Source organism: Novosphingobium sp. KN65.2 (genome assembly GCF_001368935.1).
GTDB lineage: Bacteria > Pseudomonadota > Alphaproteobacteria > Sphingomonadales > Sphingomonadaceae > Novosphingobium > Novosphingobium mathurense.
Genome location: NZ_CCBH010000160.1, coordinates 63,628 through 89,255, shown reverse-complemented (window position 1 = coordinate 89,255; position 25,628 = coordinate 63,628). Strand labels below are relative to the sequence as shown.

At 64.6% G+C, this 25,628-nt stretch carries 25 protein-coding genes; 7 read left to right on the top strand and 18 right to left on the bottom strand.

The window, feature by feature from the left end; translation table 11 throughout:
* Positions 1–20: 20 nt before the first annotated feature.
* From SPHV1_RS13730 to hisN, 10 genes are all read right to left on the bottom strand, one after another.
* A complete protein-coding gene (locus SPHV1_RS13730; RefSeq protein ID WP_054946590.1) occupies positions 21–1,559 on the bottom strand; it encodes a peptide chain release factor 3 in 1,539 nt (512 codons plus the stop codon).
* Positions 1,560–1,606: 47 nt separating this feature from the next.
* Positions 1,607–2,356 carry an SDR family NAD(P)-dependent oxidoreductase gene (locus SPHV1_RS13725; protein WP_054946686.1) on the bottom strand — a complete coding sequence of 250 codons (750 nt, stop codon included), beginning with the start codon at positions 2,354–2,356 and terminating at the stop codon, positions 1,607–1,609.
* A gap of 11 nt (positions 2,357–2,367) precedes the next feature.
* On the bottom strand, positions 2,368–3,258 hold the full coding sequence (locus tag SPHV1_RS13720) for an aldose 1-epimerase family protein (protein WP_156367352.1): 891 nt from the start codon (positions 3,256–3,258) through the stop codon (positions 2,368–2,370).
* Between the two features lie 23 nt (positions 3,259–3,281).
* The gene (gene pheT / locus SPHV1_RS13715; RefSeq protein WP_054946589.1) at positions 3,282–5,696 is read right to left on the bottom strand and encodes a phenylalanine--tRNA ligase subunit beta; all 2,415 of its coding nucleotides are present in this window, start codon (positions 5,694–5,696) and stop codon (positions 3,282–3,284) included.
* Positions 5,697–5,713: 17 nt separating this feature from the next.
* On the bottom strand, positions 5,714–6,829 hold the full coding sequence (gene pheS / locus SPHV1_RS13710) for a phenylalanine--tRNA ligase subunit alpha (protein ID WP_054946588.1): 1,116 nt from the start codon (positions 6,827–6,829) through the stop codon (positions 5,714–5,716).
* 106 nt (positions 6,830–6,935) lie between these two features.
* A complete protein-coding gene (locus tag SPHV1_RS13705; RefSeq protein ID WP_231634680.1) occupies positions 6,936–7,805 on the bottom strand; it encodes an AraC family transcriptional regulator in 870 nt (289 codons plus the stop codon).
* Between the two features lie 170 nt (positions 7,806–7,975).
* On the bottom strand, positions 7,976–8,335 hold the full coding sequence (rplT, locus tag SPHV1_RS13700; RefSeq protein WP_007012840.1) for a 50S ribosomal protein L20: 360 nt from the start codon (positions 8,333–8,335) through the stop codon (positions 7,976–7,978).
* Between the two features lie 13 nt (positions 8,336–8,348).
* Entirely contained in the window at positions 8,349–8,552 is a 204-nt protein-coding gene (gene rpmI, locus SPHV1_RS13695; RefSeq protein WP_007012839.1) for a 50S ribosomal protein L35, read from the bottom strand.
* Between the two features lie 165 nt (positions 8,553–8,717).
* Entirely contained in the window at positions 8,718–9,152 is a 435-nt protein-coding gene (locus SPHV1_RS13690; RefSeq protein ID WP_255352295.1) for a gamma-glutamylcyclotransferase, read from the bottom strand.
* A 19-nt stretch (positions 9,153–9,171) separates the two neighbouring features.
* Entirely contained in the window at positions 9,172–9,954 is a 783-nt protein-coding gene (gene hisN, locus SPHV1_RS13685) for a histidinol-phosphatase (RefSeq protein ID WP_054946586.1), read from the bottom strand.
* A gap of 305 nt (positions 9,955–10,259) precedes the next feature.
* Between hisN and SPHV1_RS13680 the strand changes: the two genes are divergently transcribed.
* Complete coding sequence (locus tag SPHV1_RS13680; RefSeq protein WP_369817914.1) at positions 10,260–11,072, top strand: helix-turn-helix domain-containing protein; 813 nt, start codon at positions 10,260–10,262, stop codon at positions 11,070–11,072.
* Positions 11,073–11,133: 61 nt separating this feature from the next.
* On the opposite strand, the gene SPHV1_RS13675 is transcribed toward SPHV1_RS13680, so the two are convergent.
* Together SPHV1_RS13675 and glpX are read right to left on the bottom strand one after the other, a co-directional pair.
* Complete coding sequence (locus SPHV1_RS13675; RefSeq protein WP_054946584.1) at positions 11,134–12,069, bottom strand: ribose-phosphate pyrophosphokinase; 936 nt, start codon at positions 12,067–12,069, stop codon at positions 11,134–11,136.
* Between the two features lie 172 nt (positions 12,070–12,241).
* Positions 12,242–13,222 carry a class II fructose-bisphosphatase gene (gene glpX / locus SPHV1_RS13670; RefSeq protein ID WP_054946583.1) on the bottom strand — a complete coding sequence of 327 codons (981 nt, stop codon included), beginning with the start codon at positions 13,220–13,222 and terminating at the stop codon, positions 12,242–12,244.
* A gap of 126 nt (positions 13,223–13,348) precedes the next feature.
* Here glpX and SPHV1_RS13665 point away from each other — a divergent pair, with 126 nt between their 5' ends.
* Positions 13,349–13,711, top strand: a complete 363-nt coding sequence (locus SPHV1_RS13665) for a hypothetical protein (protein ID WP_231634679.1) — start codon at positions 13,349–13,351, stop codon at positions 13,709–13,711.
* A 59-nt stretch (positions 13,712–13,770) separates the two neighbouring features.
* Here the strand turns inward: SPHV1_RS13665 and SPHV1_RS13660 are convergent, their stop codons facing one another.
* Positions 13,771–15,078 carry a homoserine dehydrogenase gene (locus SPHV1_RS13660; protein ID WP_054946582.1) on the bottom strand — a complete coding sequence of 436 codons (1,308 nt, stop codon included), beginning with the start codon at positions 15,076–15,078 and terminating at the stop codon, positions 13,771–13,773.
* A gap of 125 nt (positions 15,079–15,203) precedes the next feature.
* Positions 15,204–16,058 (bottom strand): hypothetical protein, encoded by an 855-nt coding sequence (locus tag SPHV1_RS13655; RefSeq protein WP_054946581.1) that lies wholly within the window; start codon positions 16,056–16,058, stop codon positions 15,204–15,206.
* Between the two features lie 343 nt (positions 16,059–16,401).
* Between SPHV1_RS13655 and SPHV1_RS13650 the strand changes: the two genes are divergently transcribed.
* The 4 genes from SPHV1_RS13650 to SPHV1_RS13635 all read left to right on the top strand — a co-directional run bounded on the left by SPHV1_RS13650 (position 16,402) and on the right by SPHV1_RS13635 (position 19,007).
* Positions 16,402–17,055 carry an energy transducer TonB gene (locus SPHV1_RS13650; RefSeq protein WP_054946580.1) on the top strand — a complete coding sequence of 218 codons (654 nt, stop codon included), beginning with the start codon at positions 16,402–16,404 and terminating at the stop codon, positions 17,053–17,055.
* Positions 17,056–17,123: 68 nt separating this feature from the next.
* Positions 17,124–17,894, top strand: a complete 771-nt coding sequence (locus SPHV1_RS13645) for a MotA/TolQ/ExbB proton channel family protein (RefSeq protein ID WP_054946579.1) — start codon at positions 17,124–17,126, stop codon at positions 17,892–17,894.
* 115 nt (positions 17,895–18,009) lie between these two features.
* The gene (locus SPHV1_RS13640; protein WP_176167978.1) at positions 18,010–18,543 is read left to right on the top strand and encodes a biopolymer transporter ExbD; all 534 of its coding nucleotides are present in this window, start codon (positions 18,010–18,012) and stop codon (positions 18,541–18,543) included.
* A gap of 29 nt (positions 18,544–18,572) precedes the next feature.
* Positions 18,573–19,007: a biopolymer transporter ExbD gene (locus tag SPHV1_RS13635; protein ID WP_054946577.1), complete on the top strand. Its 435-nt coding sequence runs from the start codon at positions 18,573–18,575 to the stop codon at positions 19,005–19,007.
* Between the two features lie 82 nt (positions 19,008–19,089).
* On the opposite strand, the gene SPHV1_RS13630 is transcribed toward SPHV1_RS13635, so the two are convergent.
* Complete coding sequence (locus tag SPHV1_RS13630; RefSeq protein WP_054946576.1) at positions 19,090–21,564, bottom strand: ligase-associated DNA damage response DEXH box helicase; 2,475 nt, start codon at positions 21,562–21,564, stop codon at positions 19,090–19,092.
* Between the two features lie 150 nt (positions 21,565–21,714).
* Between SPHV1_RS13630 and SPHV1_RS13625 the strand changes: the two genes are divergently transcribed.
* Positions 21,715–22,986: an MgtC/SapB family protein gene (locus SPHV1_RS13625; protein ID WP_054946682.1), complete on the top strand. Its 1,272-nt coding sequence runs from the start codon at positions 21,715–21,717 to the stop codon at positions 22,984–22,986.
* 18 nt (positions 22,987–23,004) lie between these two features.
* Here the strand turns inward: SPHV1_RS13625 and pgmG are convergent, their stop codons facing one another.
* The 3 genes from pgmG to SPHV1_RS13610 are packed head-to-tail and all read right to left on the bottom strand — an operon-like array spanning position 23,005 to position 25,495.
* Positions 23,005–24,396 (bottom strand): phosphoglucomutase/phosphomannomutase PgmG, encoded by a 1,392-nt coding sequence (gene pgmG, locus SPHV1_RS13620; RefSeq protein ID WP_054946575.1) that lies wholly within the window; start codon positions 24,394–24,396, stop codon positions 23,005–23,007.
* Complete coding sequence (locus SPHV1_RS13615; RefSeq protein WP_054946574.1) at positions 24,393–24,686, bottom strand: J domain-containing protein; 294 nt, start codon at positions 24,684–24,686, stop codon at positions 24,393–24,395. The genes pgmG and SPHV1_RS13615 overlap by 4 nt, the downstream gene beginning before the upstream one ends.
* Positions 24,683–25,495, bottom strand: a complete 813-nt coding sequence (locus SPHV1_RS13610; protein ID WP_054946573.1) for a division plane positioning ATPase MipZ — start codon at positions 25,493–25,495, stop codon at positions 24,683–24,685. The genes SPHV1_RS13615 and SPHV1_RS13610 overlap by 4 nt, the downstream gene beginning before the upstream one ends.
* Positions 25,496–25,628: the final 133 nt, after the last annotated feature.

Genomic DNA, 25,628 nt, shown 5'->3' with positions numbered 1-25,628 from the left:
TTCCCTGCGGATCGAACGGCTCAACGCTCCTTGGTGGCGCTGAAAGTCAGATCCGGATTGCGTTCCTGCTGGTAGCCCACGTCCCAGGCCGACTTGGCCATGAACACCGGATCGCCGTCACGGTCCTTGGCCAGGTTCATCTTGTTGAAGTCGGCAAAATCCCGGAGCGCCTTGTCGCTGCCCTTGATCCAGCGCGCCGTATCGAAAGGCGAAGCCTCGAGCATCGCCTCGACCTTGTACTCCGCCTCCAGCCGCGAGATCAGCACGTCGAGCTGGAGCTGGCCGACGACGCCGACGATCCATTGCGAACCGATCTCCGGGTAGAAGACCTGGATGACGCCCTCTTCGGACAGGTCGTCGAGTGCCTTGCGCAGCTGCTTGGTCTTGGTCGGGTCCTTGAGTGCGACGCGGCGCAGGATTTCCGGCGCGAAGTTGGGCAGGCCGGTGAAGCGAATCTGGTTCTTCTCGGACAGGGTATCGCCCACGCGCAGGGTGCCGTGGTTGGGAATGCCGATGATGTCGCCCGGCTCGGCGCTGTCGGCGATTTCGCGGTCCTGCGCAAAGAAGAGAATCGGCGAGTGCACCGCGATCGGCTTGCCCAGCCCTGACGGTGTCAGCTTCATGCCGCGCTTGAAGGTGCCGGACACCAGCCGCATGAAGGCGATGCGGTCGCGGTGCATCGGGTCCATGTTGGCCTGGACCTTGAAGATAAAGCCGGTGACTTCCTTGTGTCCGGGATCGACCGGACCGGCCTCGGTCGGCTGCGGGCGCGGCGGCGGCGCGAATTTCGCGATTGCGTCGATCAGCTCGACCACGCCGAAGTTCTTGAGTGCGGAACCGAAGAACACCGGTGTCAGGTCGCCACCGCGATAGGCTTCGATGTCGAATTCGGGATAGCCGGCCCGGGCCAGCTCGATTTCCTCGGCAACCTCCCCGGGCAGTTCGACGTCTTCATCGACCTTGCCGAGGAATTCCTTGCTGCCCCCTTCCGGACGGCTGACCCTGCCGCTCTTGAGGTCGAGAATGCCCTGGAACAGGCCGCCCATGCCGACCGGCCAGGACATCGGGCAGACATCGAGCGCGAGGACGTCGGCCACTTCGTCGAGCAGGTCGAAGCAGGCCCGGCCTTCGCGGTCGACCTTGTTGACGAAAGTGATGATCGGTACCGAGCGCAGGCGGCAGACCTCGAACAGCTTGCGGGTCTGCGGCTCGATGCCCTTGGCCGCGTCGATCACCATGATCGCCGAATCGACCGCCGTCAGCGTGCGGTAGGTATCCTCGGAAAAGTCCTCGTGGCCCGGCGTGTCGAGCAGGTTGAAGGTGATCGTGTTGCCATCGGCATCGGTGCGCTCGAAGGTCATGACCGAGCTGGTCACCGAGATGCCGCGCTGCTGCTCGATCTTCATCCAGTCCGAGCGTGCGCGGCGCGCCTGTCCGCGCGCCTTGACCTGTCCGGCAAGGTGAATCGCCCCGCCCTGAAGCAGGAGCTTCTCGGTCAGGGTCGTCTTGCCCGCGTCAGGATGCGAGATGATGGCGAAGGTGCGGCGCGATGCAGTCATGGGCGCGCCTTTAGTGGCGCGCGCGCCTAACCGCAACTTTCGTGCGCTTACCCTTCGCGGGCGACCTGGAAGCCGGCGAAGGACTGATTGACCGGCATCAGCTCCAGGGCATTGATATTGACGTGCGGCGGCTGGCTGGCGACCCACAGCACGACGTCAGCGATATCCGCCCCCGTCAACGGGTTCACGCCGGCATAAAGCCGGTCCGAGGCGTCCTGATCCCCGCCCGTGCGAATGACGGTGAACTCGGTCTCGACCATGCCCGGCTCGATCGAGGTGACCCGCACCCCGGTGCCCGAGAGGTCCGAGCGCAGGCCCAGCGAGAATTGACGTACGAAGGCCTTCGTGCCGCCGTAGACGTTGCCACCGGTGTAGGGATAGGTCGCCGCAACCGAGGAAAGGTTCACGATCACCGCCTTGCGCGCGATCAGCCCGGGCAGCAGCTTGTGGGTGAGCGAGACCAGCGAGGTCACGTTGGTCTCGATCATCGTCTTCCATTCATCGAGATCGGACTTCTGCGCGGGCTGGGTACCGAGCGCGAGCCCGGCATTGTTCACGAGGCAGTCGATCTGCGCGAATTCTTCGGGAAGCGCGGCCAAGGCGGCATCGCGGGCCGCTTCATCGCGCACATCGAAAATGCAGGGGTGGACATTGTCCGCGCCCAGTTCGCCCACCAATGCGGCGAGCCGCTCCGCCCGGCGACCGGTTGCCACCACGCGCCACCCGGCCTTCACGAAGGCGCGGGCACAGGCTTCGCCGATACCGGCCGTGGCACCGGTGACGAGAACGGTCTTCATCTTGATCTCCTTCAATCGGCCGTCAGGACGGTCACGTCCATGCGGAACGAACGGCTGGCGCCGGGTTCGAGTTCAACGATTCCAGGCTTGCTCCGGAAATCGCCGGCGTATCCCACCGGATCGGCGTGGCCCTGCCAGGGCTCGATGCACAAGTAGCGCGCGCCCGGTTTCTGCCAGATCCCCAGCATCGGCGTATCGGGAAAGGCGATGGCCACCTGGGAACCGCCGGGCGTCCCGAAAGTCAGCGAGCGGCTCGTCGGCGCGTCCCAGATCATCGCGTCCGGCTCGAACAGCGCGGCGTCGAGTTCCAGATGGTGCCCTTCCACCGGGGTTTCGAAGGCTTCCGACAGAAGCAGGCCGCTCGACGGATCGATTCGCCGGATCGGTTGCGGCTCGGGCTCGGCGAACACGATGACGTGATCGGCCTTTTCCGACCCGCCGGGCAGCGGCCAGGCGAAGGCGGGATGATAGCCGAAACTGAAGGGCAGCGACGCATTGCCGGTGTTGCGAACCGTCGTCGCCATATGCAGCGTCATGCCTGTCAGATGGAACTCCACCTCCAGCGCAAAGGCGAAAGGATAGACCGCGCGGGTTTCATCGCTGTCCGTCAGGCGAAAGCGGGCGCGGCTTTCATCCGCCTCGATAACTTCGAACAAGGAATTTCGAGCGAAGCCGTGCTTGGGCAAGGCAAATTCCTGCCCATCGAGCAGGTACCTGTCGCCATTGAGGGCGCCGACAATGGGGAACAGGAGCGGAGCATGGCCGCCCCAGAACGCCGGGTCGGCGTCGGTCATGAACTCGCGCCCGAGCGCGTCGGTCAGCGACCAGAGTTCGGCCCCGAAGGGATTGATCCGGGCGGTCAGATCGCCGGAACCGATAGTCAGCAATTCCACTTCCGGCACCGGCGATCTCCTGTCCTGGTCGGTCAGCCGCGCAGCACGGCCCCGAGCTTGGCGGCAGCGGCGGTCACCTTGTCGGCAATCGCCTTGAGGTCTTCTTCCTTGTAGCTCTTTTCCTGCGGCTGGAGCGTCACTTCAAGGGCCAGCGACTTCTGGCCCTCGGGAACGCCAGCGCCGCGGAAATCGTCGAAGAGGCGGGCCGAGACGATGTTCGCCTTGTCCGCGCCCTGCACCAGCCGCACGAGATCGCCCGCCGGCGTCTCAAGCGGAACGAGGAAGGCAAAGTCGCGCGTGATCGCCTGCAGCGCAGGCGGCGCATACTTGATCCGGGCGAAGCTGGCCGCGCCCTTCTTTGCCGGGATGGCATCGAGATAGATCTCGGCCAGGGCCACCTGCCCATCGATGTCGAATTGCTTCGCCACCTTGGGATGGATCATGCCGAAGCGCGCCAGCACGTTCTTGGGCCCGAGGCGCAGCGTCGCCGACTGCCCGGGATGGAACTGCGGCCCGGCCTCGCCCATGACCTGGAGCTTCTCGACAGGGGCGCCCGCCTCGGCGAGCAGCGCCAGCACTTCACCCTTGGCGTCGAAGGCGTCGAAAGCCGTCGCCTTGCCCGTTGCCCAGCCACGCGACGCCTTCTCGCCAGCAAGCACGACGCCGAGGGTCAGGCGCTCGTCGCTCATGCCCGCCTGGCCCCGCAGATAGCGGCGGCCGATCTCGAACAGGCGCAAGCTGGCCGCGCCGCGATCAAGATTGCGACGCGCAGCGGAAAGCAGGCCCGGCAGCAGCGAGGGACGCATGACCTTCATGTCTTCGCTGATCGGGTTCGACAGGGTCCACAGGGCCCCTTCGCCATGGGCAAAGGCCGCGGCTTCTGCTTCGGGAAGGAACGACCAGGTCACCGCCTCGTGCATGCCGCGCGCAGCAGCGGCGCGGCGAACGCGGCGCTCCAGCTTCTGCATGGCCGTGGCAGTCGGCAGGGCGACGCCATCGGCACGCGGCAGGGCAACGCTTTCCACCTTGTCGAGCCCGTGGATGCGCACCACTTCCTCGACGATGTCGGGCGCGCCGTCGATGTCTGGACGCCAGCCCGGGACGGTCACGGCCCAGGCCTTGTCGAAATTCGTTTCCTCGGCGACTACCGAGAAGCCCAGCGCCTCAAGGATGCGCTGCTGCTCTTGGGGCTGTACCGCTACGCCGCCGAGCTTCTCGGTCAAGCCGGGCTCGAAATGGACGATCTTGGGCGAAGCCGGCGCCGCACCGGCGCGAACCACGTGCGAAGCTTCGCCGCCGCAGATCATCTGGATCAGCGCAGTCAGGAAATCGAGACCGGTGTCGAGGAACTGCGGATCGATGCCCCGCTCGAAGCGGCTGCGCGCATCCGAGGTGAGATTGAGCTTGCGCCCCGTCTTGGCAATGCGAACCGGATCGAAATAGGCGATCTCGAGCAGGACGTCGGTCGTCTCGTCGGAACATCCCGAATGCTCGCCGCCCATGATGCCGGCGATGTCGTGCACGCCGTTGTCGTCGGCGATCACGGTCATCTCGCCATCGAGCGTGTAGCTCTTCTCATTCAGCGCAACGACGGTCTCGCCATCGCGGGCCCGGCGGGCGACCACGGGACCCGACAGCTTGGCCAGATCGTAGGCATGGGCCGGACGACCATGGCCGAGCATCAGGTAATTGGTGATATCTACCAGTGCCGAAATCGGACGCTGGCCTGCCGAGAGCAGCTGGTCCTGCAGCCACTGGGGCGACGGGCCGTTCTTCACACCCTTGATCACGCGGCCGTAGAAGGCCGGGCAGCCATCAGGATCGTCAGTACGGATTTCGACCGGGCACGGGAAAGTGCCTTCGACGTGCTCCACCCTGATCGGCTTGAGTGTGCCGAGGCCGGCCGCAGCCAGGTCGCGGGCAATGCCGAAGAGACCCATGCAGTCCGGCCGGTTGGGGGTGATTGCCACTTCGATGATCGGGCTCGCGCCGTGATAGGCGGCGAAATCGGTGCCGACCGGCGCGTCTTCGGGCAGCTCGATGATCCCATCGTGGTCTTCACCCAGCTCCAGCTCGCGCGTGGAGCACATCATGCCGTTCGATTCGACGCCGCGCACGGCGGAAACCTTGAGGACCATGCCGTTGGCGGGAACCGTCGCACCGGGCAGGCCCAGTACGCCGACGAGCCCGGCACGCGCATTCGGGGCACCGCAGACGACCTGGATCGGATCGCCCTCGCCGGTATCGACCGTGAGCACCTGCAGCTTGTCGGCATCGGGGTGACGCGCAGCGGTCAAAACCTTGGCGACGCGAAAGCCGGCGAGCCTGGCGGCAGGGTCCTCGATGCCTTCGACTTCAAGGCCGATGGCATTGAGCGTGGCCGCCACTTCGTCGACGGTCGCTTCGGTTTCGATGTAGCGCTTGAGCCAGGCGAGCGAGAATTTCATGTGTTCTTTCCTTCCGCTCAGGCCGGGGTACCGACGCCACCCGAAAGGGTCGGCACGTCGAGGGCGGAGAAGCCGTAGTGAGAGAGCCAGCGAACGTCGCCGTCGAAGAAGGCGCGCAGGTCGTCCATGCCGTACTTCAGCATGGCGAGGCGGTCGACGCCGGTACCGAAGGCAAAGCCCTGCCATTCGTCGGGATCGAGCCCGCCGGCCTCGATGACGCGGCGATTGACCATACCCGAGCCCAGCACTTCCATCCAGGCATGGCCCGGCGCATCGCCCGATCCGCCCACGACGCGGCGACCGCCCTCGTAGGCATAACCCACGTCGACTTCGACCGAGGGTTCGGTGAAGGGGAAGTAGCTGGGACGCAGGCGCAGCACGATATCGTCACGTTCGAAGAAGGCCTTGAGGAAGGTTTCCAAGGTCCACTTGAGGTGCCCCAGGTGGATGCCCTTGTCGATGACGAGGCCCTCGATCTGGTGGAACATCGGCGTGTGCGTGGCATCGCTGTCGGAACGATAGACGCGCCCCGGCGCGATGACGCGCAGCGGTGCCCCGCCAGGATTGTGCTTCACCACATCGAGCATCGAACGGATCTGCACCGGCGAGGTATGCGTGCGCAGCAGCATCTCGCGCCCGCCTTCGTTGCGGTCGGGGAAATAGAAGGTGTCGTGCATCGCGCGCGCCGGATGGCTTTCGGGCATGTTGAGCGCGGTGAAATTGTGCCAGTCGTCTTCGATCTCGGGACCGGTGGCAACGGCAAAGCCCATGTCGGCGAAGACTTCCGCCAGTTCGTCCATCACCTGCGAGACCGGGTGTACCGATCCGCGCGGCTGCTCAGGCGCGGGCAGCGAAAGGTCGATGGTCTCGGATGCGAGGCGGGCATCGAGCGCCGCGGTTTCCAGCGCGTCCTTGCGTGCGGTCAGCGCCTCGGTAACGCTCTCGCGCAGACCGTGGATCCTGGGGCCTTCGACCTTGCGTTCATCGGGGCTCATCTTGCCCAGGGTCTTGAGCAGGCCCGAGATCGAGCCCTGCTTACCCAGAAATTCGACGCGCAGCGCCTCCAGCGTATCGAGATCGGATGCCCCCGCTATCCGCGAGAGCGCCTCCTGGCCGGTTGCTGCGTAGTCCACGTGTCGTCTGCCTGCTGCGTTGCTGGTATCGAGCCGCGGTCCTTAGGCAGGTCAGCCGCGAATCGCAACGAAAGAGCAGGATAGCGCGGCGCGAAGGCGCAATTCTTCACAGCGCGGGCTTGATCTCGCGCCAGCCCGCACCTTGCTGCAGTTCGCGCGCGACTTCGCGGGAATAGCGCGTCCGCTCGCGAATGATCGGCTCGACGACCGGCTTGGCAAGCTGCCCGTATTCGGACGGGGTCATGCCCATGAACTCGCGGAAGTCTCGAACGAACTGCGCCTGGTCGTGATAGGCGGCGTCCATCGCCCCCATCCACTTGAGCGTCGGGTCGACGGTGAAGTCGATCAGGCTGCGCAGGAAGCGCTGGCGACGCAGGAGCGTCTTGGGTGAGAACCCGAAGGCGCGCTGGCACAATCGCTCCAGCGTGCGGCGGCTGACGCCCGAACGGTCGACCAGTTGCGGCACCGTCTCGATATCCGGATCGTAAAGCGCTTCGTAGACTTCGGCGATGCTGCGGGCGGAAGGATCCTGTAGCGGCTCGAGTCCATCGAAAAATCGGGTCAGGCGGTCCAGTTCGCCCTGCCGGTCGGGCGCGGGTCCGAACAGTGTCTGCGCCAATGGCCTGAACTTGGCGAAGGCGGGATGGGTCATGCCATCGGCCAGCCGGTTGGCATAGGCACGCGCTGGCTCTCCGATCAGCAGCGCCCAGCCCAGTGGATGGAGCAGCACGCCCCACTGGCGAATGGTCCCTGTCCGCAGGTACGCCTCCTGCGAGCGTGGCCCCGAGACGGAAAACGTCGCCGTGCCGAGCGATTGCCCCTCGCGCGTCATGCCGCCGACGAGCGGCACATGATTGAACCGCAGGGTTGCCCAGTCGGGAAACATGAAGTCTTCAACGAAACCATCGCCATCGACTTCGATCTCAATCAGGAAAACCCCGGCGAAATAGCGCTGCAACCTCGGAGAGGTGCTCATGTATTCCGCAGACACCTTGCAGGACGGGGGCATCCTTTCAAGCTCCTAACTGGAACAGCGAACTTAATGCAAAGTTCTGCGCACGCAAGAAAATGGGCGCGGATTCATGCATCCACGCCCATTCCTGATCTCGGTCCGGGCTGTCGGGCCCGGGCGGAAAGCGGTTCCGATCAGGCCGGAAGCGCTTCCTTCGCCTGCTTGATCACCGCCGAGAAAACCGAACCCTCGTTCATGGCGAGGTCGGCCATCGTCTTGCGGTCGAGTTCGATCCCGGCGAGCTTGGCGCCGTGGATGAACTGCGAGTAGGTCAGGCCTTCGGCGCGGACGGCAGCGTTGATACGCTGGATCCAGAGCGCGCGGAAAGTCCGCTTCTTAACCTTGCGGTCGCGATAGGCGTACTGGCCGGCCTTTTCGACGGCCTGGCGAGCGACGCGGATCGTATTCTTGCGGCGGCCGCGGTAGCCCTTGGCCTGGTCCAGAATACGCTTGTGCTTGGCGCGGGTGGTTACACCCCTCTTGATACGGCTCATCGGTCAGTACTCCTCAGTTGAGCCCGTAGGGCGCCCACTTCTTGATCGTCTTGGCATCGGCGTCGGAAATGACCTCGGTGCCGCGATTCTGGCGGATGTACTTGCCGTTATGGCTGATCAGGCGGTGACGCTTGCCGGCAACGCCGTGCTTCACCTTGCCGGTGGCGGTGAGCTTGAAGCGCTTCTTGACGCCGCTCTTCGTCTTCAACTTGGGCATTTTCGACTCCTTTTCAGGGACACGTCGCACCAGCCGTGGCAGCCCTTCATGGCCAGACCAGCACGCCGAATCCCCGTTGTGGAGATTCGACCGCGTCGATTGAAGGTCGCGCCCTTAGTGGGAAGTCCGCCGCAAGGCAAGCGCGAAGAGGCGCCAGACCGACGTTCACACCCCGTTACGCAACGTGGTGAAAGCACTCGACCGGCTCTCCTTGAGCCATGCGAGGAAATCACCGCCGACTATCGGGCGAGCATGAGCGGGAAGCGGGATCCGCCAGAGATAGACCTGCGCCGCGATTCGCAATCCCTGGTCGGTGCGCACCGGCATCGCCGCGCGGCGGTATTCCCTGCCTTCATAACGATCGAGAATGGACAATTCGCCTGCCGCCAGTTCAAGGTCGCACAAGGTGCCGCGCACGCGTTGCGCGGATGCCGCCGGAACCAGAGCGGGAAACCAGCCACTGCTGACGCGAATCGCATGAATCCGTCCGGGAACGCTGGCTTCTGCGCTTGCCCCGCAGCGCGCCGCGATCCATTCGCCCATGCGGGTTCCCGCGTGGGGCTGAAGCGTACCGTAAACGAATAATCGCAGCCGCGTCACCGCTTCGGGCCGTCACCGATCAGTGATGGCAAGCCAGCGCTTCCACGACGTCTTCCAGTCGCGCCGGATCGCCGATCGCCAGGACTTCACCGCCCGAGGCGGCGTGAAGCGGCTCACCGTTCCAGTCGCACATCGTCCCGCCCGCCCCTTCGACGATCGGCACGAGAGCAGCCCAATCGTGCAGCTTCAACCCGGCCTCGCAGACGAGATCGATCTGCCCCGAAGCAAGCAGGCCATAATTATAGCAGTCTCCGCCCATCATCATCCGGCGATGGTCGGTGCGGGCGGCAAGGGCCATGAAGTGGTCGCCCTGATGGTCGTCGAAATATTGCGGGCCAGTCGTCGCCAGCATGGCATCGGAGAGTTGGCGGCAGGTCCGGGTGCGCACCTCGCGTCCATTGAACGTGGTCGCCATGCCGCTGGCACCCACCCAACGCTCACCGAGAATCGGCTGATCGATCACGCCCATCACGGGCCAGCCGTCGACCAGCAGGGCGATCAGGGTGCCGAAGATCGGCCGACCCGCGATGAACGAGACGGTGCCGTCGATCGGGTCGAGCACCCAGGTCCGGCCCGATGTTCCGGCTTCGGTGCCGAATTCCTCGCCGACGATCTCGTCGCGCGGCACTTCCGCCTTGAGGATCCGGCGCATCGCCTCTTCGGCGGCGCGGTCGGCCACCGTTACCGGTGAGGCATCATCCTTGCGCTCGGCATCGAGTCCGGAACGAAAGTGCGGGCGAATCGCATCGCCGGCGGCATCCGCCAGACGCAGGGCAAGGGCGAGGTCCTGATCGATCTTCATGGGCACCCTCTGCCTGCAGCTTTCCGGACTGGTCAAGCGGCAATATGTTAACTGCAGTACCTGTAAGAAAATTGCAGGTCGGCTAAAAGGAATGTATGAATTTCCTACATTGCGACACTTGGAGCGACATTGTATTTCATGGTTAAGGGGTTTTAACTTAACGAAAGAGGGGCATGCATCGCAAGAAACGTCCGGCCGTGGACTCGTCCATAGCGTCGGAACAGGGGATGACTAGTGGAGGCCAACCCCTTTCCTATAACCGGGCACCTGCACCGGACCTGGCCCCGTGGGTAGGTCGCCTGTACGTGACCAAAGTAACCGCACCTGAGGACTATCGGTTGTCCTGCGGGCTGTTCAACGACACCGCCTGCGTGCGTATCCAGCTTGCCGGCGACTGGAGGGCGGTGACGGCTACAGGCCCCGAACATTTCGGCAAGGCTGCACTATTTTTCGGCCCTCAGTCGCGGCGCATGCCCGTTTCGGTAACGGGCAGCTTCACAAGCGTCGGCCTTGCCTTGCGCCCGGGCGCCTGCCTCACGCTGCAGGGCCTGCACGTGCGCGAATTCGTGGACCGGCTGGTCGTGACCGATGCGGTCAAAACGCCCTCGGCCAGAATCCTTTCACGCATCGATCCGGATGGAACCCCGGAAGACTGGCTGCAGGGACTGGAAGAGATGATTCGGCAGCGAATCGCTCAGATCGACGCAAAGCAGCCCGATCCGATCATCTCCCGCTTCGAAGAGCTGGCGTTCAGCAATCCCAACATCACCGTCGCCCAGGCGGCGCGCGATTGCGGCGTCGAACGCCGCAAGCTCGAACGCATGGTCAGCCGTGACTTCGGCATGTCACCCAAGCAGGTCTTGCGCCGCGCCCGCGCGCTCGACATGGCAAGCTATCTGCGCGGCGTGGCGGACAGGAACGAGGGCGACGAGATCACCCTGCGCTATTATGATGAAAGCCACCTCATCCACGAATTCACCGAACTGTTCGGAATGTCGCCGCGCCAGTTCCAGAGCACGCCGCAACCGATCCTGACCCTGGCCCTCGAATCGCGGCAGGCCCGCAGGCTGGAAGCGCTCAAGCGGCTCCAGCCCGGAGAAGACAGACCCTGGGCGTGACGAGCCGGACGCCACACTCGCAGCGCCAGCCCTTCATCGTTTGATTGGAAGCAGATCCAGCTCAGTCGAAGAGGCTGGAAACCGAGCTTTCGTCAGCGATACGGCGAATCGCCTCGCCGATCAGCGGCGCGATGGTCAGGATGCGGATGCGATCCGATTCGCGGGCGGCCTCGGTGGCCTGAATCGAATCGGTGATCACCAGTTCCTTGAGCGCCGAATTGTTGACGCGCGAAACCGCCGCACCAGAGAGCACACCGTGGGTAATGTAGGCGGTGACGCTGACCGCGCCCTCGTCCATCAGCGCCTGCGCGGCATTGCACAGGGTGCCGCCCGAATCGATGATGTCGTCGATCAGGATGCAGGCGCGGCCCTTGACGTCGCCGATGATGTTCATGACCTCGGACTGGCCCGGACGATCGCGGCGCTTGTCGACGATGGCCAGCGGCGCATTGTCGAGACGCTTGGCCAGCGCGCGGGCGCGGACCACGCCGCCGACGTCAGGCGAGACCACCATCAGCGACTGGTCGCCGTAGCGGGCCTGGATATCGGCCGCCATGACCGGCGCTGCGAAGAGGTTGTCGGTCGGGATATCGAAGAAGCCCTGGATCTGACCGGCGTGCAGGTCGACCGAGAGGACGCGGTCGGCGCCGGCTTCGGTGATCAGGTTGGCAACGAGCTTGGCCGAGATCGGCGTGCGCGGTCCGGGCTTGCGGTCCTGGCGGGCATAGCCGAAGTAGGGAACGACAGCCGTGATCCGCTTGGCCGAAGCGCGGCGCAGCGCGTCGATGCAGATCAGCAGTTCCATCAGGTTGTCGTTCGCCGGGAAGCTCGTCGGCTGGACGACGAAGACATCTTCGCCGCGCACGTTCTCATGGATTTCGACGAAGATTTCCTCGTCGGCGAAGCGCCGGACGCTGGCATCGGTTAGCGGCAACTCCAGATAGCCCGCGATAGCGCGCGCAAGCGGAAGGTTGCTGTTGCCGGACATGATCTTCATCGCGAATCCCCGAGACGGCCGATAGTTTTTGGGCTGATGGCGCAGGCCTCTAGCCATGCGTCATGCGATTGCAATAGAGCGCGGCAGGTTTTTCTCCCCCGCCACAAGCGGTAAGGCCGGACCCGCACCAACGGACCCGGCCCTAACTGCCTGAATCGTCTGGACGAGGCGATCAGTGGCGGTGTTCGCCCTTGATCCAGCGCACCGTTCCCGAACTTGCGCGCATGACGACGCTTTCGGTTGTCATCTTGCCGCCCTTGAGGCGCTTCACGCCATCGAGCAGCGAACCGCTGGTCACGCCGGTCGCCGCGAAGATGCAGTCGCCCTTGGCCAGTTCGTTAAGCGCGTAGACCTTGTTCAGGTCCTCGATCCCCCATTTGCGCGCACGGGCCCGCTCATCGTCATTACGGAACAGCAGGCGCCCCTGCATCTGCCCGCCCACGCAGCGCAGCGCAGCAGCGGCCAGCACGCCCTCGGGCGCACCACCCGAACCCATGTAGACGTCGATCGTGGTCGTCTCGTCGGTAACCGCGATCACGCCGGCGACATCGCCATCGGGGATGAGCTGGATGCCGCAACCGATTGCGCGCAGTTCCTCGATCAGGTCGGCATGGCGCGGTCGGTCGAGCACGCATACGATGATCTCGTGAGGATCGACGCCCTTGGCCGCGGCGATCGACTTGATGTTCTCGGTCGGCGTCTTGTTGAGGTCGATCACGCCCTCCGGATAGCCCGGCCCTACCGCCAGCTTGTCCATGTAAACATCGGGCGCGTTGAGCAGGCCGCCTTCTTCGGCGGCAGCCAGCACCGCCAGCGCATTCGGCCCGGCCTTGGCCGTGATCGTCGTGCCTTCCAGCGGGTCGAGCGCGATGTCGATCTTCGGCCCCCGGTCAGGTGCACCGCCGACCTTCTCGCCGATGAAGAGCATGGGAGCCTCGTCCCGCTCTCCCTCACCAATCACGACAGTCCCGTCGATATAAAGTTCGTCAAAAGCCTTGCGCATGGCCTCAACGGCGGCATGATCGGCAGCTTTCTCGTCACCGCGACCAATTAGTTCAGACGCGGCAATGGCCGCTGCCTCAGTAACGCGCACCATTTCGAGAACGAGAACGCGATCGAGAACTTTACTTGCAGGAGTTTTCTTGTCGGACATGTTCACTCCGGATTAATCCGAGGAGGAAAGGTTCGGACCGCTTAGACAGAGGAATTGGAATTGTCGAGAAGGTGGCCTTTCGTTTTCGCGCTGGTTGCATTTGCACCCATCCCGGCAATGGCACAGGTGAGCGACGCTGACCGGGAACTGGCGGAAAGGATGATGGCGGGCGGGCGCGTGACGCCGGACAAGCTGACCAATCGCTGCACTACCCCGGAGCGGCGGGGCGACATCGTCGTCTGCGCGCCCAAGCAGGACGAATTTCGCATGCCGTCCACCGCCGACAGCGATCCCAATTCGAAGGAAGCATTGAACGACGGCCAGCTTCGCCCGCCCGATGTTGCCGGAAACGGCATCTTCAAGGGCAAGGCGACGATGGGCTTCGGCAGAGTGACCCAACCCTACATCATCGACCTTTCATCGATCCCCGAAGCCCCGGAAGGATCGGATGCCGACAAGATCGCCAAGGGCGAGATGCGCGCCGACTGACCCCGAGACGGAGGATCGGGCCGCAGAACTGCGCCCGATCCCTTGCTCCGGCTGCGCGATCAGTTGGCGATGATCTGCATGACCAGCGGCTGGCCCGCGAGGCTGTCCGATCCGTCCAGAATGCGCATGGCCTCTGTGACTGCCGATTCCGGTCCCTCGTGCGTGACGACGGCGATGATGACTTCACCCGCATCGTCCGAAGGAGCCTTCTGGATCAGGCTTTCGATGGAAACGCCTGCATCGCGCATAGCCGCCGTGATCTCGGCAAGAACGCCAGGGCGGTCGTGGACGATGAAGCGAAGGTAGGACCGGCTGTTGCGGTGACCGGTCGGAGCCGGAGCGATATCTTCAAGCTCGTTCGCCGGCATCGAGAAGGCCGCGCCCTTTTCGCCACGCGCGATGTCGATGATGTCGGCGACCACGGCGCTCGCAGTCGGCCCGTCACCGGCGCCGGCGCCCTGAAACAGCAGGCGGCCCATGAAGTTGCCCTCGGCGACTACGGCGTTCGTAGCCCCGTCGACATGCGCGAGCGGGTGGTCGATCGGAACGAGATGCGGCCGCACCCGCTGGAAGAGACCGACTCCGCCATCGAGGCGGTCGATCTCGGCCATGCCGATCAGGCGGATGACGTAGCCCAGCGAACGGGCCTGCTCGATGTCCGCAGCCTTGACCGGCGAGACGCCCATGGTCTCCACGGCGTCGAAACGCAGGCGCGAACCGAAGGCGATGGCGGCAAGGATCGACAGCTTGTGTGCAGCATCGATGCCTTCGATGTCGAAGGTCGGATCGGCTTCCGCATAACCCAGGCGCTGCGCTTCCTCGAGAACATCGGTGAAGTCCCGGCCGGTATCCTCCATGGTGGAGAGGATGTAATTGCAGGTGCCGTTGAGAATGCCGTAGACGCGCTCGATCTCGTTGGCTGCGGCGCCTTCGCTCAGGCCCTTGATGACCGGGATGCCCCCGGCAACCGCCGCTTCGAACTTCAGGGCCACGCCGGCGGTTTCGGCAGCCGAAGCCAGCTCAAGTCCGTGATGGGCAATCATCGCCTTGTTGGCAGTGACCAGGCCCTTGCCATTACCGATCGCCTTGCGTGCGAGAGACAGCGCCGGACCATCCGAGCCGCCCACCAGCTCCACCACGACATCGACGTCATCGCGTGCCGCAAGTGCTGCGGGATCGTCTTCCCAGACATACTGCGTCAGGTCGACACCGCGATCCTTGGTGCGGTCGCGCGCACTGACCGCGGCAATGCGAATCGGACGCCCTGCACGACGGGCAATAAGCTCCGCATTGGTCTCGATGAGACGGACGACGCCGGTACCGACGGTACCCAGGCCTGCAAGCGCGATATTGAGCGGTTCTACCATGGACTTCCCTTTCGGGAGCGCGCCCTAGGCGAGGCGGGGCGGAATTGCCAGTACCTTCCCGCGCCAACCGTCAATCTTGCCGCAAGGCGACCCTGTTGAAGGCGCCCCGCATCCACGCCGCCCCTTCAGTTCCCCTGACCCAATGTGCGGCGGCACACGCCGAGTTCGCCCAGAACCATCCGGTAGTCGGATTCGGCCTGTCGGCGCGCCGCGAAGCTTTCGGAAACATTGGCCTTGGGCGACAGCGTGTTCGGCAGGAAGCAGGCGAGGCGGTACCATTCGAGCGTGTCGCGCCTGGGCGGATTGCCGACATCGGCGATCAGCTCGGAAAAGGAGGCCCCCCAGACCGGCGGCTGTCCGGGCTCATGGCGCACGGTGATCGAGGCTGCCGAGCCATCCTTGGTCGAGAGGAAGATCTGAGTCTCCCCCTGCCCGGCCAGCGTTCCCGGCACGTAGAGAATTTCGCGGACCCCGGTCACCTTCGCAGGAGCATCGGGCGCGACGAGGGCCTGGAGCACGCGGCGGACTTCGGCATCGGCCTCCGGCGTCCAGAGCTGCTGTGCCTCGGGCGACACAAGCTGGATCTCGCCGGGCCTTCCCTTTACCGCACGTGCGAAGAGCAGGACGTCCTGCTTCTTGAGGCTGGGTGCCTTGCCGCGCGCATCGAGCGGGAGGTCGACGAGGTACGCGACTGATTCGCCGAGCGGCGTCGAACCGGTCAGCAGCGCCTTCGTATCGGCCTGAACATAGAAGCGCGCCATGCCCGGTTTCAGGCCAGGCGCCCTCTCGTCGGCCACCCGGATCATTTTTCGAACCTGTGCATGGATCACCAGACCTGACGAATCAGCTAGGTCGGCGACGTCGGCGTAAGTAACGCCGGTGGACACTGCCGCGCTATCCTGCGCGAGTACGGGAAAAGCTTGCGAAGCGAGCAAGATCCCTGCGAACCCATTCGCAAGTACGCGCAATTTGGATGACATGGAACGGTATCTCCGTAGAAAGAACAAACTGTATAGGCCTGTCGATTGACAGGCTCAAAATCGCTTGGCGATAATTTCGTACGAACGGGGCTGAATTGACGGTTAACCTCTGTCACGCTCATAAGACATTGCGCAGGGGGGGCTTCACCGCTAATGAAGCTCGCAAAACGGGGCAAAAACAAAAAAACGCCCCTCGGCCCGGTCCCCCGTTGCACCGTCTACGGGTTAAGGGTTGTCAGCCGTCAGGGTGGGTAATTTAAGTTTCGTCATGGACTTCGCAACTGCGAAGGCCATGGTCGCCCTTGGATTCGTCCGGGGCTTGGTAATGGAGTGATGCGTCTGAATGGCTTACGCTGACCAGCAAATGAGCGGTAATAAGATTACCGCGCTTGTCATTGTCGCGCTGATCCACGTCTTCGTCGGCTATGCGCTAGTCACGGGCCTCGCCTACGAGGCGGCGAAGAAAGTCATCAATAAGGTGACTACCGTGGACATCAAGGAAGAGAAACCCAAGGAGGAAGAGCCGCCGCCGCCACCTCCGAAACAGGAAAATGTACCGCCGCCGCCCATTGTGGCGCCGCCGCCGCCGATCAACATCGCTCCGGCCCCGCCGCCGGTGCAGACCGTGATCACCCCGCCGCCGCCGCCGCCTGTGGTCATCCAGACTGCAGCACCCCCGCCGCCGCCGCCGCCGCCGTCCAAGTCCAAGGGCGCCACGCCCAAGGGCATGAACAGCTGGGCAGCCCGCATCCAGGCCAACTACCCGACCCGCGCCGCTCGTGAAGAGCGTGAAGGTCGCGTTGGCGTGCGCGTGTCCATCGGCCCGGACGGCAGGGTTACCGCATGCTCGGTAACGAGCTCGAGCGGCAGCCCGGACCTGGACGAAGCTGCATGTGACGGCATGAGCCGCTACGCACGCTTCAACCCGGCCCTCGACACCGCGGGTAATCCGACGACGGATACGTATTCGACCGCGATCGTCTACAAGCTCAACTAACTCCTGTACGGCAGGGTCCTGAGCGGACCCCGGCCAACTCCTGCATTCTTCTTGAGAGGTAAAATCGCATGCTTATCGTTGACATCCTCGCCGCTGCCGGCGAAGCCGCCGCGCCTCAGAACAAATTCGGTTTCGCTGAAGCCCTCGAGCAGGGCGGCTTCATCGCCTACGCGACCGTGATCATTCTCGGCATTATGTCCTTCGGTTCGTTCTACATCCTGTTCACCAAGTGGTTCGAACAGTCGAAGATCCTGCGCCAGTTCAACACTGTCCGCACCAGCTTCTGGAAGGCTCCCACCCTGCGTGAAGGCGCCGCCAAGCTCGAAAAGAACAGCGCATGGCGCCAGCTCGTCGACGACGGCATCGCCGCTGAAGACCAGCACGCCAAGATGACCGATTCGCTCGAAGCCCACGACTGGCTCCACGGCTCGCTCGCTCGCTCGGAATCGACCATCAACGCGCGTCTCGCTTCGGGTCTGCCGTTCCTTGCCACCGTCGGCGCGACCGCACCGTTCATCGGTCTGTTCGGTACCGTCGTCGGCATCTACCGCGCTCTGATCGCCATCGGCATCGCCGGTTCGGCCTCGATCGACAAGGTCGCCGGTCCGGTCGGTGAAGCTCTGATCATGACCGCGCTGGGTCTGCTCGTCGCCGTTCCCGCCGTTCTCGCCTACAACTACCTCCAGAGCCGCAACAAGCGCATCGCGGAAATGCTGACCGGCTTCTCGAACGACGTTCTCGCGAACATCAACTCGAAGGGCGCCGTGAAGCCCGCCATCGCTTCTGCTCCGGCCAAGGCTGCTCCGGCCAAGCCGGCTGCCGCTCCGGCCAAGTCGTAAGACGCTAGAAACGCGGCAGGTACTCAAGCTGCCGCGTTTTCGGGGCCCAAGGCGACGGAGCGATGCATGCGTGTCCGTCGCCTCCCCAGGGCAACGCTAGGATTAGGATAAGACTATGGCGATATCCACGGGCGGAGGCGGTGCAGACTCACCGATGTCCGACATCAACACGACGCCGCTCGTCGACGTCATGCTGGTGCTTCTGATCATCTTCCTGATCGCGGTTCCGGTCGCGATCCAGACGATCGAAAAGCTGCACATTCCGATCATCAAGTCGGTAGAATCGAAGGACAAGGTCGAAAACCTGCTCCTCACCGTTTCGACGACTGACGATGCCGGTCGCAACGCAGGTGAACCCGGTTACACGGGCGCATCGCGCAATGGCGAGTGCCGCGTCTACTTCAACAACATCACACCGGTCACTGCGGAAGAACTGCGCGACCGTGCCTTCAAGCGCCTCGACTCGATCGTGAAGCGCGAAGGCGGCGCCGAGGCCCTGATGAAGAATCCGGACCTCATCCCGCAGGTGCACATCCGCGGCGACGTGAACGCCCCGTGGCGGTGCGTTGCCGGTGCGATCTACAACGTCCAGATCTCGGGCTATCCGACGGTCGGGTTCATCTCGAACCCCGTCGACCCGAACGCCTGACGTTCGTAAAGGAACAGGAGTAACACCTCATGGCAATGTCAGGCGGCAAGGATGATGGCTCGCCGATGATGGAAATGAACACGACGCCGTTGATCGACGTCATGCTCGTTCTCCTCATCATGTTCATCATCACCATCCCGGTTGCGACGCACTCGATCGACATCGACCTGCCGGTTGCAACCCCTCCGACGGACACCCCTCCGCCGGTCGACCCGGTCCGCAACAAGGTTGTCCTTACCTCGGATGACAAGATCATGTGGAACGGCAACCAGATCGACGGCGCGACCCTGCAGCGCCTGCTCGCGGACACGACCAAGATCGATCCCGAGCCGGAACTGCAGTTCCAGCCGGAGCCGCAGGCCAGCTACGATCTCTCGGCCAAGGTGCTGCAGGTGATCAAGGCTTCGCAGGTCTCGAAGTTCGGCTTCGTCGGCAACGAACAGTACGCTGAATTCGGCAAGTAAGTCGAAACCGGCGGATCCATTCAGGATCACGGAAAAGGGGCGGAGAAATCCGCCCCTTTTTCTATGCGCGCATGATACGCGCTCAACCGGGCGACCTTCGAAACTGGTCCTCCAGCGCCGGATCGACACGCATGGCAAGCGAGGCGAGGCTTTCCGCCTCGTGAAGCAATTCGTCATCCGCCGCACCGGACGGCAGGTTCTCCCGCCCGATCATGGATAGCACGGGAACGGACAGCGGGCTGATCCGATCGAGCCGAATGTGATCAATCTCGCGCGCGGCCCGGTCGAGGACATCCGCCACACGCGCCACGTCGGTCATGCGCGAGCGGGCGTCGGCCCAGGCCGCCTCAAGCAGGAGGTGATCCGGCTCGTACTTGCGCAGGACATCGTAGATCAGGTCGGTCGAGAAGGTGACCTGCCGTCCCGACTTGCGCTTGCCGGGTTGCTGTCGCTCGACAAGGCCGGAAATCACGGCGACCTCTCGGAACGCCCGGCGCAGCAGATAGGACTGCTGCACCCAGTCGACGAATTCGTGGGTGAGGATGTCGGGTGAGAGCAGAGCCGCCGGATCCTCCACCGGCTCGAGGCCCCAGATGGATAGCGCATAGTCTGTCGCCACGAAGCCGAGCGGGCCCAGCCCGCGATCCTCCATGCGGCGCGTCACCAGCATTCCCAACGACTGGTTCGCCGGCCAGCCCTCGAATGTGTAGTAGGTCGTATAGGCCAGCCCGCGATGGGGAAAGCTCTCGACCAGAAGGCGCCCCGGAGCCGGCAGGTGCGAGCGCCAGTCCTGCACTTCCAGCCATTCGCGCACGTCATCGGGAAAGCGCGCCCAGCCAGCCCGGTCCGCCAGCATCTCGCGCACCCGGTCCGCCAGATGGGTCGAGATCGGCATGCGTTGCCCCATGTAGCTGGGGATCGTCGCCGAACGCTTCGCCGCCCGGACGACAAGGTCGAGATCCTTGAGCGATTCCACTTCGAGATCCATGCCGGCAAAGCGGAAGGTATCGCCGGGCTCCAGGCTGGCGCCGAACCCCTCCTCCACCTTGCCCAGCGAGCGGCCGTTACGAAAGCGCACATCCAGCATCTCGGCATCGACGATGATCCCGGCGTTGAGCCGGTGGCGCGCAGCATGCTCGGGATGGGTCAGCCGCCAGGTGCCGTCCCTCTCCTTCACGATCCGGCGGAAACGGTCGTAGGAACGCAGCGCATATCCGCCGGTCGCCACGAAATCGAGGACCCGCGCGAAGATCGTCTCGTCCACCCAGGCGTAGGCCTGGGTGGAGCGCACTTCGGACAGGACATCTTCCTCCCGGAACGGGCCGGAGCAGGCGCAAGCCATGACGTGCTGGGCCAGGACGTCCAGACCGCCCGGACGGAACCCCTCGCCGTCGCGCCGTCCTTCCCTGACCGCCTCCTGCGCGGCGAATGCCTCGAAGAACTCGAAGCGGTTGCCCGGGACCAGCACGGCCTCGCTCGGGCTGTCGAGGCGGTGGTTCGCCCTGCCGATGCGCTGCAGCAGGCGCGAGGAGCCCTTGGGCGCCCCCATCTGGACGACGAGGTCGATATCGCCCCAATCGATGCCCAAATCGAGGCTGGCCGTACAGACGAGCGCCCGCAACTCGCCTCGCGCCATCGCCCCTTCCACCTTGCGGCGTGCCTCTTTCGACAGGGAGCCGTGATGGATGCCGATGGACAGCTTGTCCTCGTTGGCGTCCCAGAGGCACTGGAAGATATACTCGGCAAGGAAGCGGGTGTTGGTGAACACCAGCGTCGCGCGATGCGCCCGGATCTTCTCGTAGAGCTGGTCGATCGCCCAGGTCGCCGCATGCCCGCTCCAGGGAATCCGCTCGTCGCGCGGAAGCAGAATGGAGACATCCGGGTCCGCGCCAGGCTCGCCCTCGACGAGCGCGACCGAATCGATGTCCCCCCACGGTGCCAGCCAGCCACGGTAGGAATCGGGGTCGGCAAGGGTCGCCGAAAGTGCTGCGCGCTTCATCCCGGGCGCAAGCGCCTGCAACCGCGCAAGCGAGAGTGCCAGCAGATCGCCGCGCTTGCCGGTGGCGAATGCGTGTACTTCGTCGATCACTACCCGCCGCAGGGTGGAGAACAGCTCCGGCGCTTCCGGATAGCTGAGCAGCAGGGACAGCGATTCGGGCGTCGTCAGCAGGACATGCGGTGGACGGGCCCGCTGCCGGGCCTTGCGGTCGGACGGCGTATCGCCACTGCGGGTCTCGATGCGGACCGGCAGCCCGATTTCCTCGACCGGGGTCAGGAGGTTGCGCTGCACATCGTGCGCCAGCGCCTTGAGCGGTGAGACGTAGAGCGTGTGGAGACCGTCGACAGGTATCGCCCCGCCCAGCCGCGAGGGACAGAAGGCCGCCAGCGTCGGCAGGAAGCCTGCAAGGGTCTTGCCCGCTCCGGTATCCGCCACCAGCAGGGCATGGCGCCCCTCGTCCGCAGCCGCCAGCATTTCGGCCTGGTGGCGCCGGACGCGCCAGCCCCGCCCTTCGAACCATTGCGCGATCTCGGGCGGGACTCCCGCTTGCTCAGTCATTCCTGGTCTGTCCCGGCTCGGCTCATCGGACCTGCAACATAGCGTTCCCCACTGAAAATGCAGCGGGAACTCGTCCGGTTCCGGCAAGCCCCCTTGCGACACATGCCGCGATCTTCGAAGAAGGCCGCAACGACGCCGCAGGGAGGTGGAATGATAGCGATTGCCGACACCGATCACCTGACGGCCGCCGGTGTCGGTCTGGCACTGGGGCTGCTCGTCGGCCTCCAGCGCGGCTGGGTCCTGCGCGACCAGCCGGAAGGCTCGCGCTTTGCCGGTATCCGTACCTTCGCCCTCATCGGCCTGGGCGGGAGCCTGGCCGGCCTGCTCTACACCAATGCCAAGGGTCCGGCCACGACGCTGCTGGTGGCGATCTGCGCCCTGGTAATCCTCGGCTACGAAAGGACTACGCGCAGCTCCCAGCGGATCGACGGCACGTCCGGGATCGTCGCCCTGCTCACGCTCGCCTGCGGCTTTCTGGTCGGCACCGGAGAAGAATTGCTGGGCATCGCCATCGCCGTCGTGATGGTCCTGATCCTGGCCATGCGCACGCAGCTCCACGGCTGGATCCGGCATCTGAGCGAGAAGGAGATGCTCTCCATCGCGCGCTTCGCGCTGATCGCGCTCGTCATCCTTCCGCTGCTGCCCGACAAGTCCTTCGGCCCCTACGACGCATGGAACCCGCGCAAGCTCTGGCTCGTCGTCGTGCTGGTTTCGGGTTTCTCCTTCGCCGGCTATTTCGCCGCCCGCATCCTCGGCCCGACGCGCGGCATCCTCGCAACTGCGGCAGCCGGATCCTTCGTCTCCTCCACGGCGGTGACCGCCTCGCTTGCCAACAAGCTGAAGGAGGGGACGCAGGGAACCATGATCGTGGCCGCCGGGATCTCCCTGGCATCGCTGGTAATGTTCATGCGCGTGCTCGCGCTCGTGAGCGTTCTTGCCCCGCCCGCCCTGCCCGAACTGGCGCAAATCGTCGCCCCCGGCATGGTGGTGAGCCTCGTCATCGCCTTGTGGTATGTGCGGCGCGCCGCGCAGGAGAAGCGCAGCGAGGACGGTCACGACGTCGAGATGCGCAACCCCTTCGACATCGGCCCTGCCCTGCTGCTGACCGTACTGGTCATGGTCCTGACGGTAGCTGCGCAATGGGTGCTCCAGCACTTCGGCGACAGGGAACTCGCCATCGTCCTGGCGCTCTCGGGCGCGGTGGACGTGGATTCCGCGATCATCACTCTGGGCAACTTGCCCGCAGGCACGCTGACGCCAAGGACTGCAGGTCTCGTCCTCTCCGTGCCGGTCATTCTCAACACCCTGTTCAAGGCCTTCGTCGCCAGCAGCGTCGGCGGTTGGCACAAGGGCAAGCACGGGACGCTCCCCCTGATCGCCTGCGCGATTCCCGTGACGGTGACCGCCCTGCTCCTGATCTGATCCCGCTTGCCGTGCGCCTCAGTTGTCTCGCGCAAGCCCCGATGCGGCAAGCTGCGCGTCGACTTGCGCGATAAGACGCTCCAGTCCTTGCGCCGTCGTGCTCTCGGCGCGAGCGACCAGCACGTCCTGCGTGTTTGAGGCCCGCAGCAGCCACCAGCCATCCGGGGTCCTCACCCGCACGCCATCGATGGCGATGAAATCGGCCCCCGCTTCGGCAAGCCGCTGGCGCACTTCCTCGACCGCCGCGAACTTGCGGTTCTCATCGACGTGGAAACGCAGCTCGGGCGTATTGAGCAGGTCCGGCATGGCCCCGCGCAATTCGGTGATGGAGCGGCCCAGGCGCACCGAGGCTGCCATCAGTCGGACCGCCGCATAGAGCGCGTCGTCGTAGCCATAAAAGTCATGCGCGAAGAAGACGTGGCCGCTCATCTCTCCGGCCAGCGGCGCCCCTGTCTCGGCCATTTTCGCCTTCATCAGCGAATGGCCGGTCTTCCACATCAGCGAAACCCCGCCATGGCCGGCAATCGCATCGAAGAGGGCCTGCGACGCCTTGACGTCAGCGATGACGGTCGCCCCGGGAACCAGCCGCAACAGGTCCTCGGCAAAGATCATCAGCAGCTGATCGCCCCAAATCGTTCGCCCCATTCCATCGACCACGCCGATGCGGTCGGCATCGCCGTCGAAAGCGATGCCGAAGTCCAGTCCCTCGGCCGCGACGAGCGCCTTGAGGTCGACCAGGTTGGCTTCCTCGGTCGGATCGGGATGGTGATTGGGAAAGGTCCCGTCGACCGTGGTGAAGAGCAGGAAATGCTTACCCGGCAAGCGCGCCGTCAGCTTTTCCAGTGCCGGCCCGGCAGCTCCGTTTCCGGCATCCCAGCCGATTCGCAGCGCGGACAGCGCCGCCCTCGGCACGTCGCCCAGACCCTCGACGATCCGGGCGACGTAGGCTTCCAGGACCTCGCGAGCCTCTACACGGCCGGCACCTTCGTCCCAGACCCCCGCCTGCGCCATGGCACCGAGGCGGGCGATGTCCTCTCCGAAGAACGGCTTGCCTGCCAGCACCATCTTGAAACCGTTGTGCCCGGGCGGGTTGTGGCTGCCGGTGATCTGGATGCCCGCGTCAATGTCCGCGCCAGTGGCCTCGGCAAAGTAGAGCATCGGCGTCGGCCCCAGGCCGATCTGCACGACATCGACGCCGCAGCCCGTCAGCCCCTCGACCAGCGCGGCCTCCAGCATCGGTGAACTGGTCCGACCGTCACGCCCGACCGCAACCTTGCGCCCCCCGGCGCGCCGCACGAGCGTGCCGAAGCTACGGCCGATCGCGCGGGCGTCATCGGGGCCGAGCGTTTCGCCGACCACCCCGCGAATGTCATATTCGCGCAGGATCGTCGGATCGAAGCGATGGCTCATGGCTTGGGAGTGCTGTCCTGAGGGAGATTGGCAAGCAGGATGTCGCGCGCCTCGTTGGCCTCATGAACCTTTTCGTTCGAGCCGCCCCGGTCGGGATGCACTTGCGCAACAAGCCGCTTGTGCGCCTCGAGAATGTCCTTGCGGCTGGCCCCTTCCGATACGCCCAACAGGGCCTGGGCGCGCGCGCGCGGGAAAGCCTTGCCGCTGCGCTTGCGCGATTCCCATGGCCAGCGCCCGAACGCGAGCTTCCAGGCGATGCATGCCAGCGCCGCCAGCCACAGGAATTTCATGCCTGCGACGCGAGTTCGAGTTCGCCCTTGTCGCGGACCGGCACCGGCAGGTTGAGGCCGGCAACGAGGCTGCGCAGTTCCTGCCGGGCAACGAGATGGCTGGTGCCCAGTTCGCCGAGATGGCCCTTGTCAAGCAGGGTCAGGCCGGAGGGGAACAGCTCGCGGTAGATGACGCGTTCCGAGAGGCCGCTGGCGATGCGGAAACCCACACGCTTGGACAGTTCCTTCAGGGCTTCGTCGAGACGGCGCATGTTGCGTGCCTCGACGTGCTGTACGCGGTTGCGCACCACCACCCAGTCCAGTTCGCGGCGGCCTTCCTGGATCGTCTTCAAGCCGCGCTTCTTGCGCGTTTCCCACATGAGCTCGGCATAGAAGGAGAGCTTCTTCACACGGAAGCTCTCGCTCTCCACCTGGCCGATAAGGTCGAAGTCGACGAAGCTGTCGTTCAGCGGGGTGACGAGTGTATCCGCAGTCGTCGCCACGTGGCGGGCGAAGACGTCGTCGCGACCCGGAGTGTCGAAGATCAGGAAGTCGTAACCGTCGGCGATTTCCTCGGACAGCGCGTCGAGTTCGTTGACGTCGTCGCCGTCATAGACCGCGAAGCGCGCGCCGGGCAGCGCAATCTCGCGCCGCTGTTCGGTCTCCACACGGTTTTCCAGATAGCGGAACAGGGTGCGCTGGCGCGGATCGAGATCGATCGCGGCCACTTTCGCGCCCTGATAGGCAAGGCCGATGGCTACGTGGACGGCGGTGGTGGACTTGCCGGTACCGCCCTTTTCGTTGGCGAAGACGATGCGATGCGCTGTCACGAGACCTGTGTTCGCTTTCCCTGTTGATGCGGGCTATTCACCCGGCCACCAAGTCAAATACATTGCCGCCCCCGGCGCGCTGCGGCTAATGGCCGGCGCGCCAGCCGGTCAAGGGCATCATATCGGAGCAGCC

What these genes read in the sequence shown, in the direction of transcription:
- SPHV1_RS13730 (WP_054946590.1), bottom strand. Translation starts at nt 1,559, where the DNA reads ATGACTGCATCGCGCCGCACCTTCGCCATCATCTCGCATCCTGACGCG.
- SPHV1_RS13725 (WP_054946686.1), bottom strand. Translation starts at nt 2,356, where the DNA reads ATGAAGACCGTTCTCGTCACCGGTGCCACGGCCGGTATCGGCGAAGCC.
- pheT (WP_054946589.1), bottom strand. Translation starts at nt 5,696, where the DNA reads ATGAAATTCTCGCTCGCCTGGCTCAAGCGCTACATCGAAACCGAAGCG.
- SPHV1_RS13705 (WP_231634680.1), bottom strand. Translation starts at nt 7,805, where the DNA reads ATGAGCACCTCTCCGAGGTTGCAGCGCTATTTCGCCGGGGTTTTCCTG.
- rplT (WP_007012840.1), bottom strand. Translation starts at nt 8,335, where the DNA reads ATGAGCCGTATCAAGAGGGGTGTAACCACCCGCGCCAAGCACAAGCGT.
- rpmI (WP_007012839.1), bottom strand. Translation starts at nt 8,552, where the DNA reads ATGCCCAAGTTGAAGACGAAGAGCGGCGTCAAGAAGCGCTTCAAGCTC.
- hisN (WP_054946586.1), bottom strand. Translation starts at nt 9,954, where the DNA reads ATGAAGATCGATCAGGACCTCGCCCTTGCCCTGCGTCTGGCGGATGCC.
- SPHV1_RS13675 (WP_054946584.1), bottom strand. Translation starts at nt 12,069, where the DNA reads ATGAAGATCATGTCCGGCAACAGCAACCTTCCGCTTGCGCGCGCTATC.
- glpX (WP_054946583.1), bottom strand. Translation starts at nt 13,222, where the DNA reads ATGTCCGACAAGAAAACTCCTGCAAGTAAAGTTCTCGATCGCGTTCTC.
- SPHV1_RS13660 (WP_054946582.1), bottom strand. Translation starts at nt 15,078, where the DNA reads ATGGTAGAACCGCTCAATATCGCGCTTGCAGGCCTGGGTACCGTCGGT.
- SPHV1_RS13655 (WP_054946581.1), bottom strand. Translation starts at nt 16,058, where the DNA reads ATGTCATCCAAATTGCGCGTACTTGCGAATGGGTTCGCAGGGATCTTG.
- SPHV1_RS13650 (WP_054946580.1), top strand. Translation starts at nt 16,402, where the DNA reads ATGGCTTACGCTGACCAGCAAATGAGCGGTAATAAGATTACCGCGCTT.
- SPHV1_RS13645 (WP_054946579.1), top strand. Translation starts at nt 17,124, where the DNA reads ATGCTTATCGTTGACATCCTCGCCGCTGCCGGCGAAGCCGCCGCGCCT.
- SPHV1_RS13640 (WP_176167978.1), top strand. Translation starts at nt 18,010, where the DNA reads ATGGCGATATCCACGGGCGGAGGCGGTGCAGACTCACCGATGTCCGAC.
- SPHV1_RS13635 (WP_054946577.1), top strand. Translation starts at nt 18,573, where the DNA reads ATGGCAATGTCAGGCGGCAAGGATGATGGCTCGCCGATGATGGAAATG.
- SPHV1_RS13630 (WP_054946576.1), bottom strand. Translation starts at nt 21,564, where the DNA reads ATGACTGAGCAAGCGGGAGTCCCGCCCGAGATCGCGCAATGGTTCGAA.
- SPHV1_RS13625 (WP_054946682.1), top strand. Translation starts at nt 21,715, where the DNA reads ATGATAGCGATTGCCGACACCGATCACCTGACGGCCGCCGGTGTCGGT.
- pgmG (WP_054946575.1), bottom strand. Translation starts at nt 24,396, where the DNA reads ATGAGCCATCGCTTCGATCCGACGATCCTGCGCGAATATGACATTCGC.
- SPHV1_RS13615 (WP_054946574.1), bottom strand. Translation starts at nt 24,686, where the DNA reads ATGAAATTCCTGTGGCTGGCGGCGCTGGCATGCATCGCCTGGAAGCTC.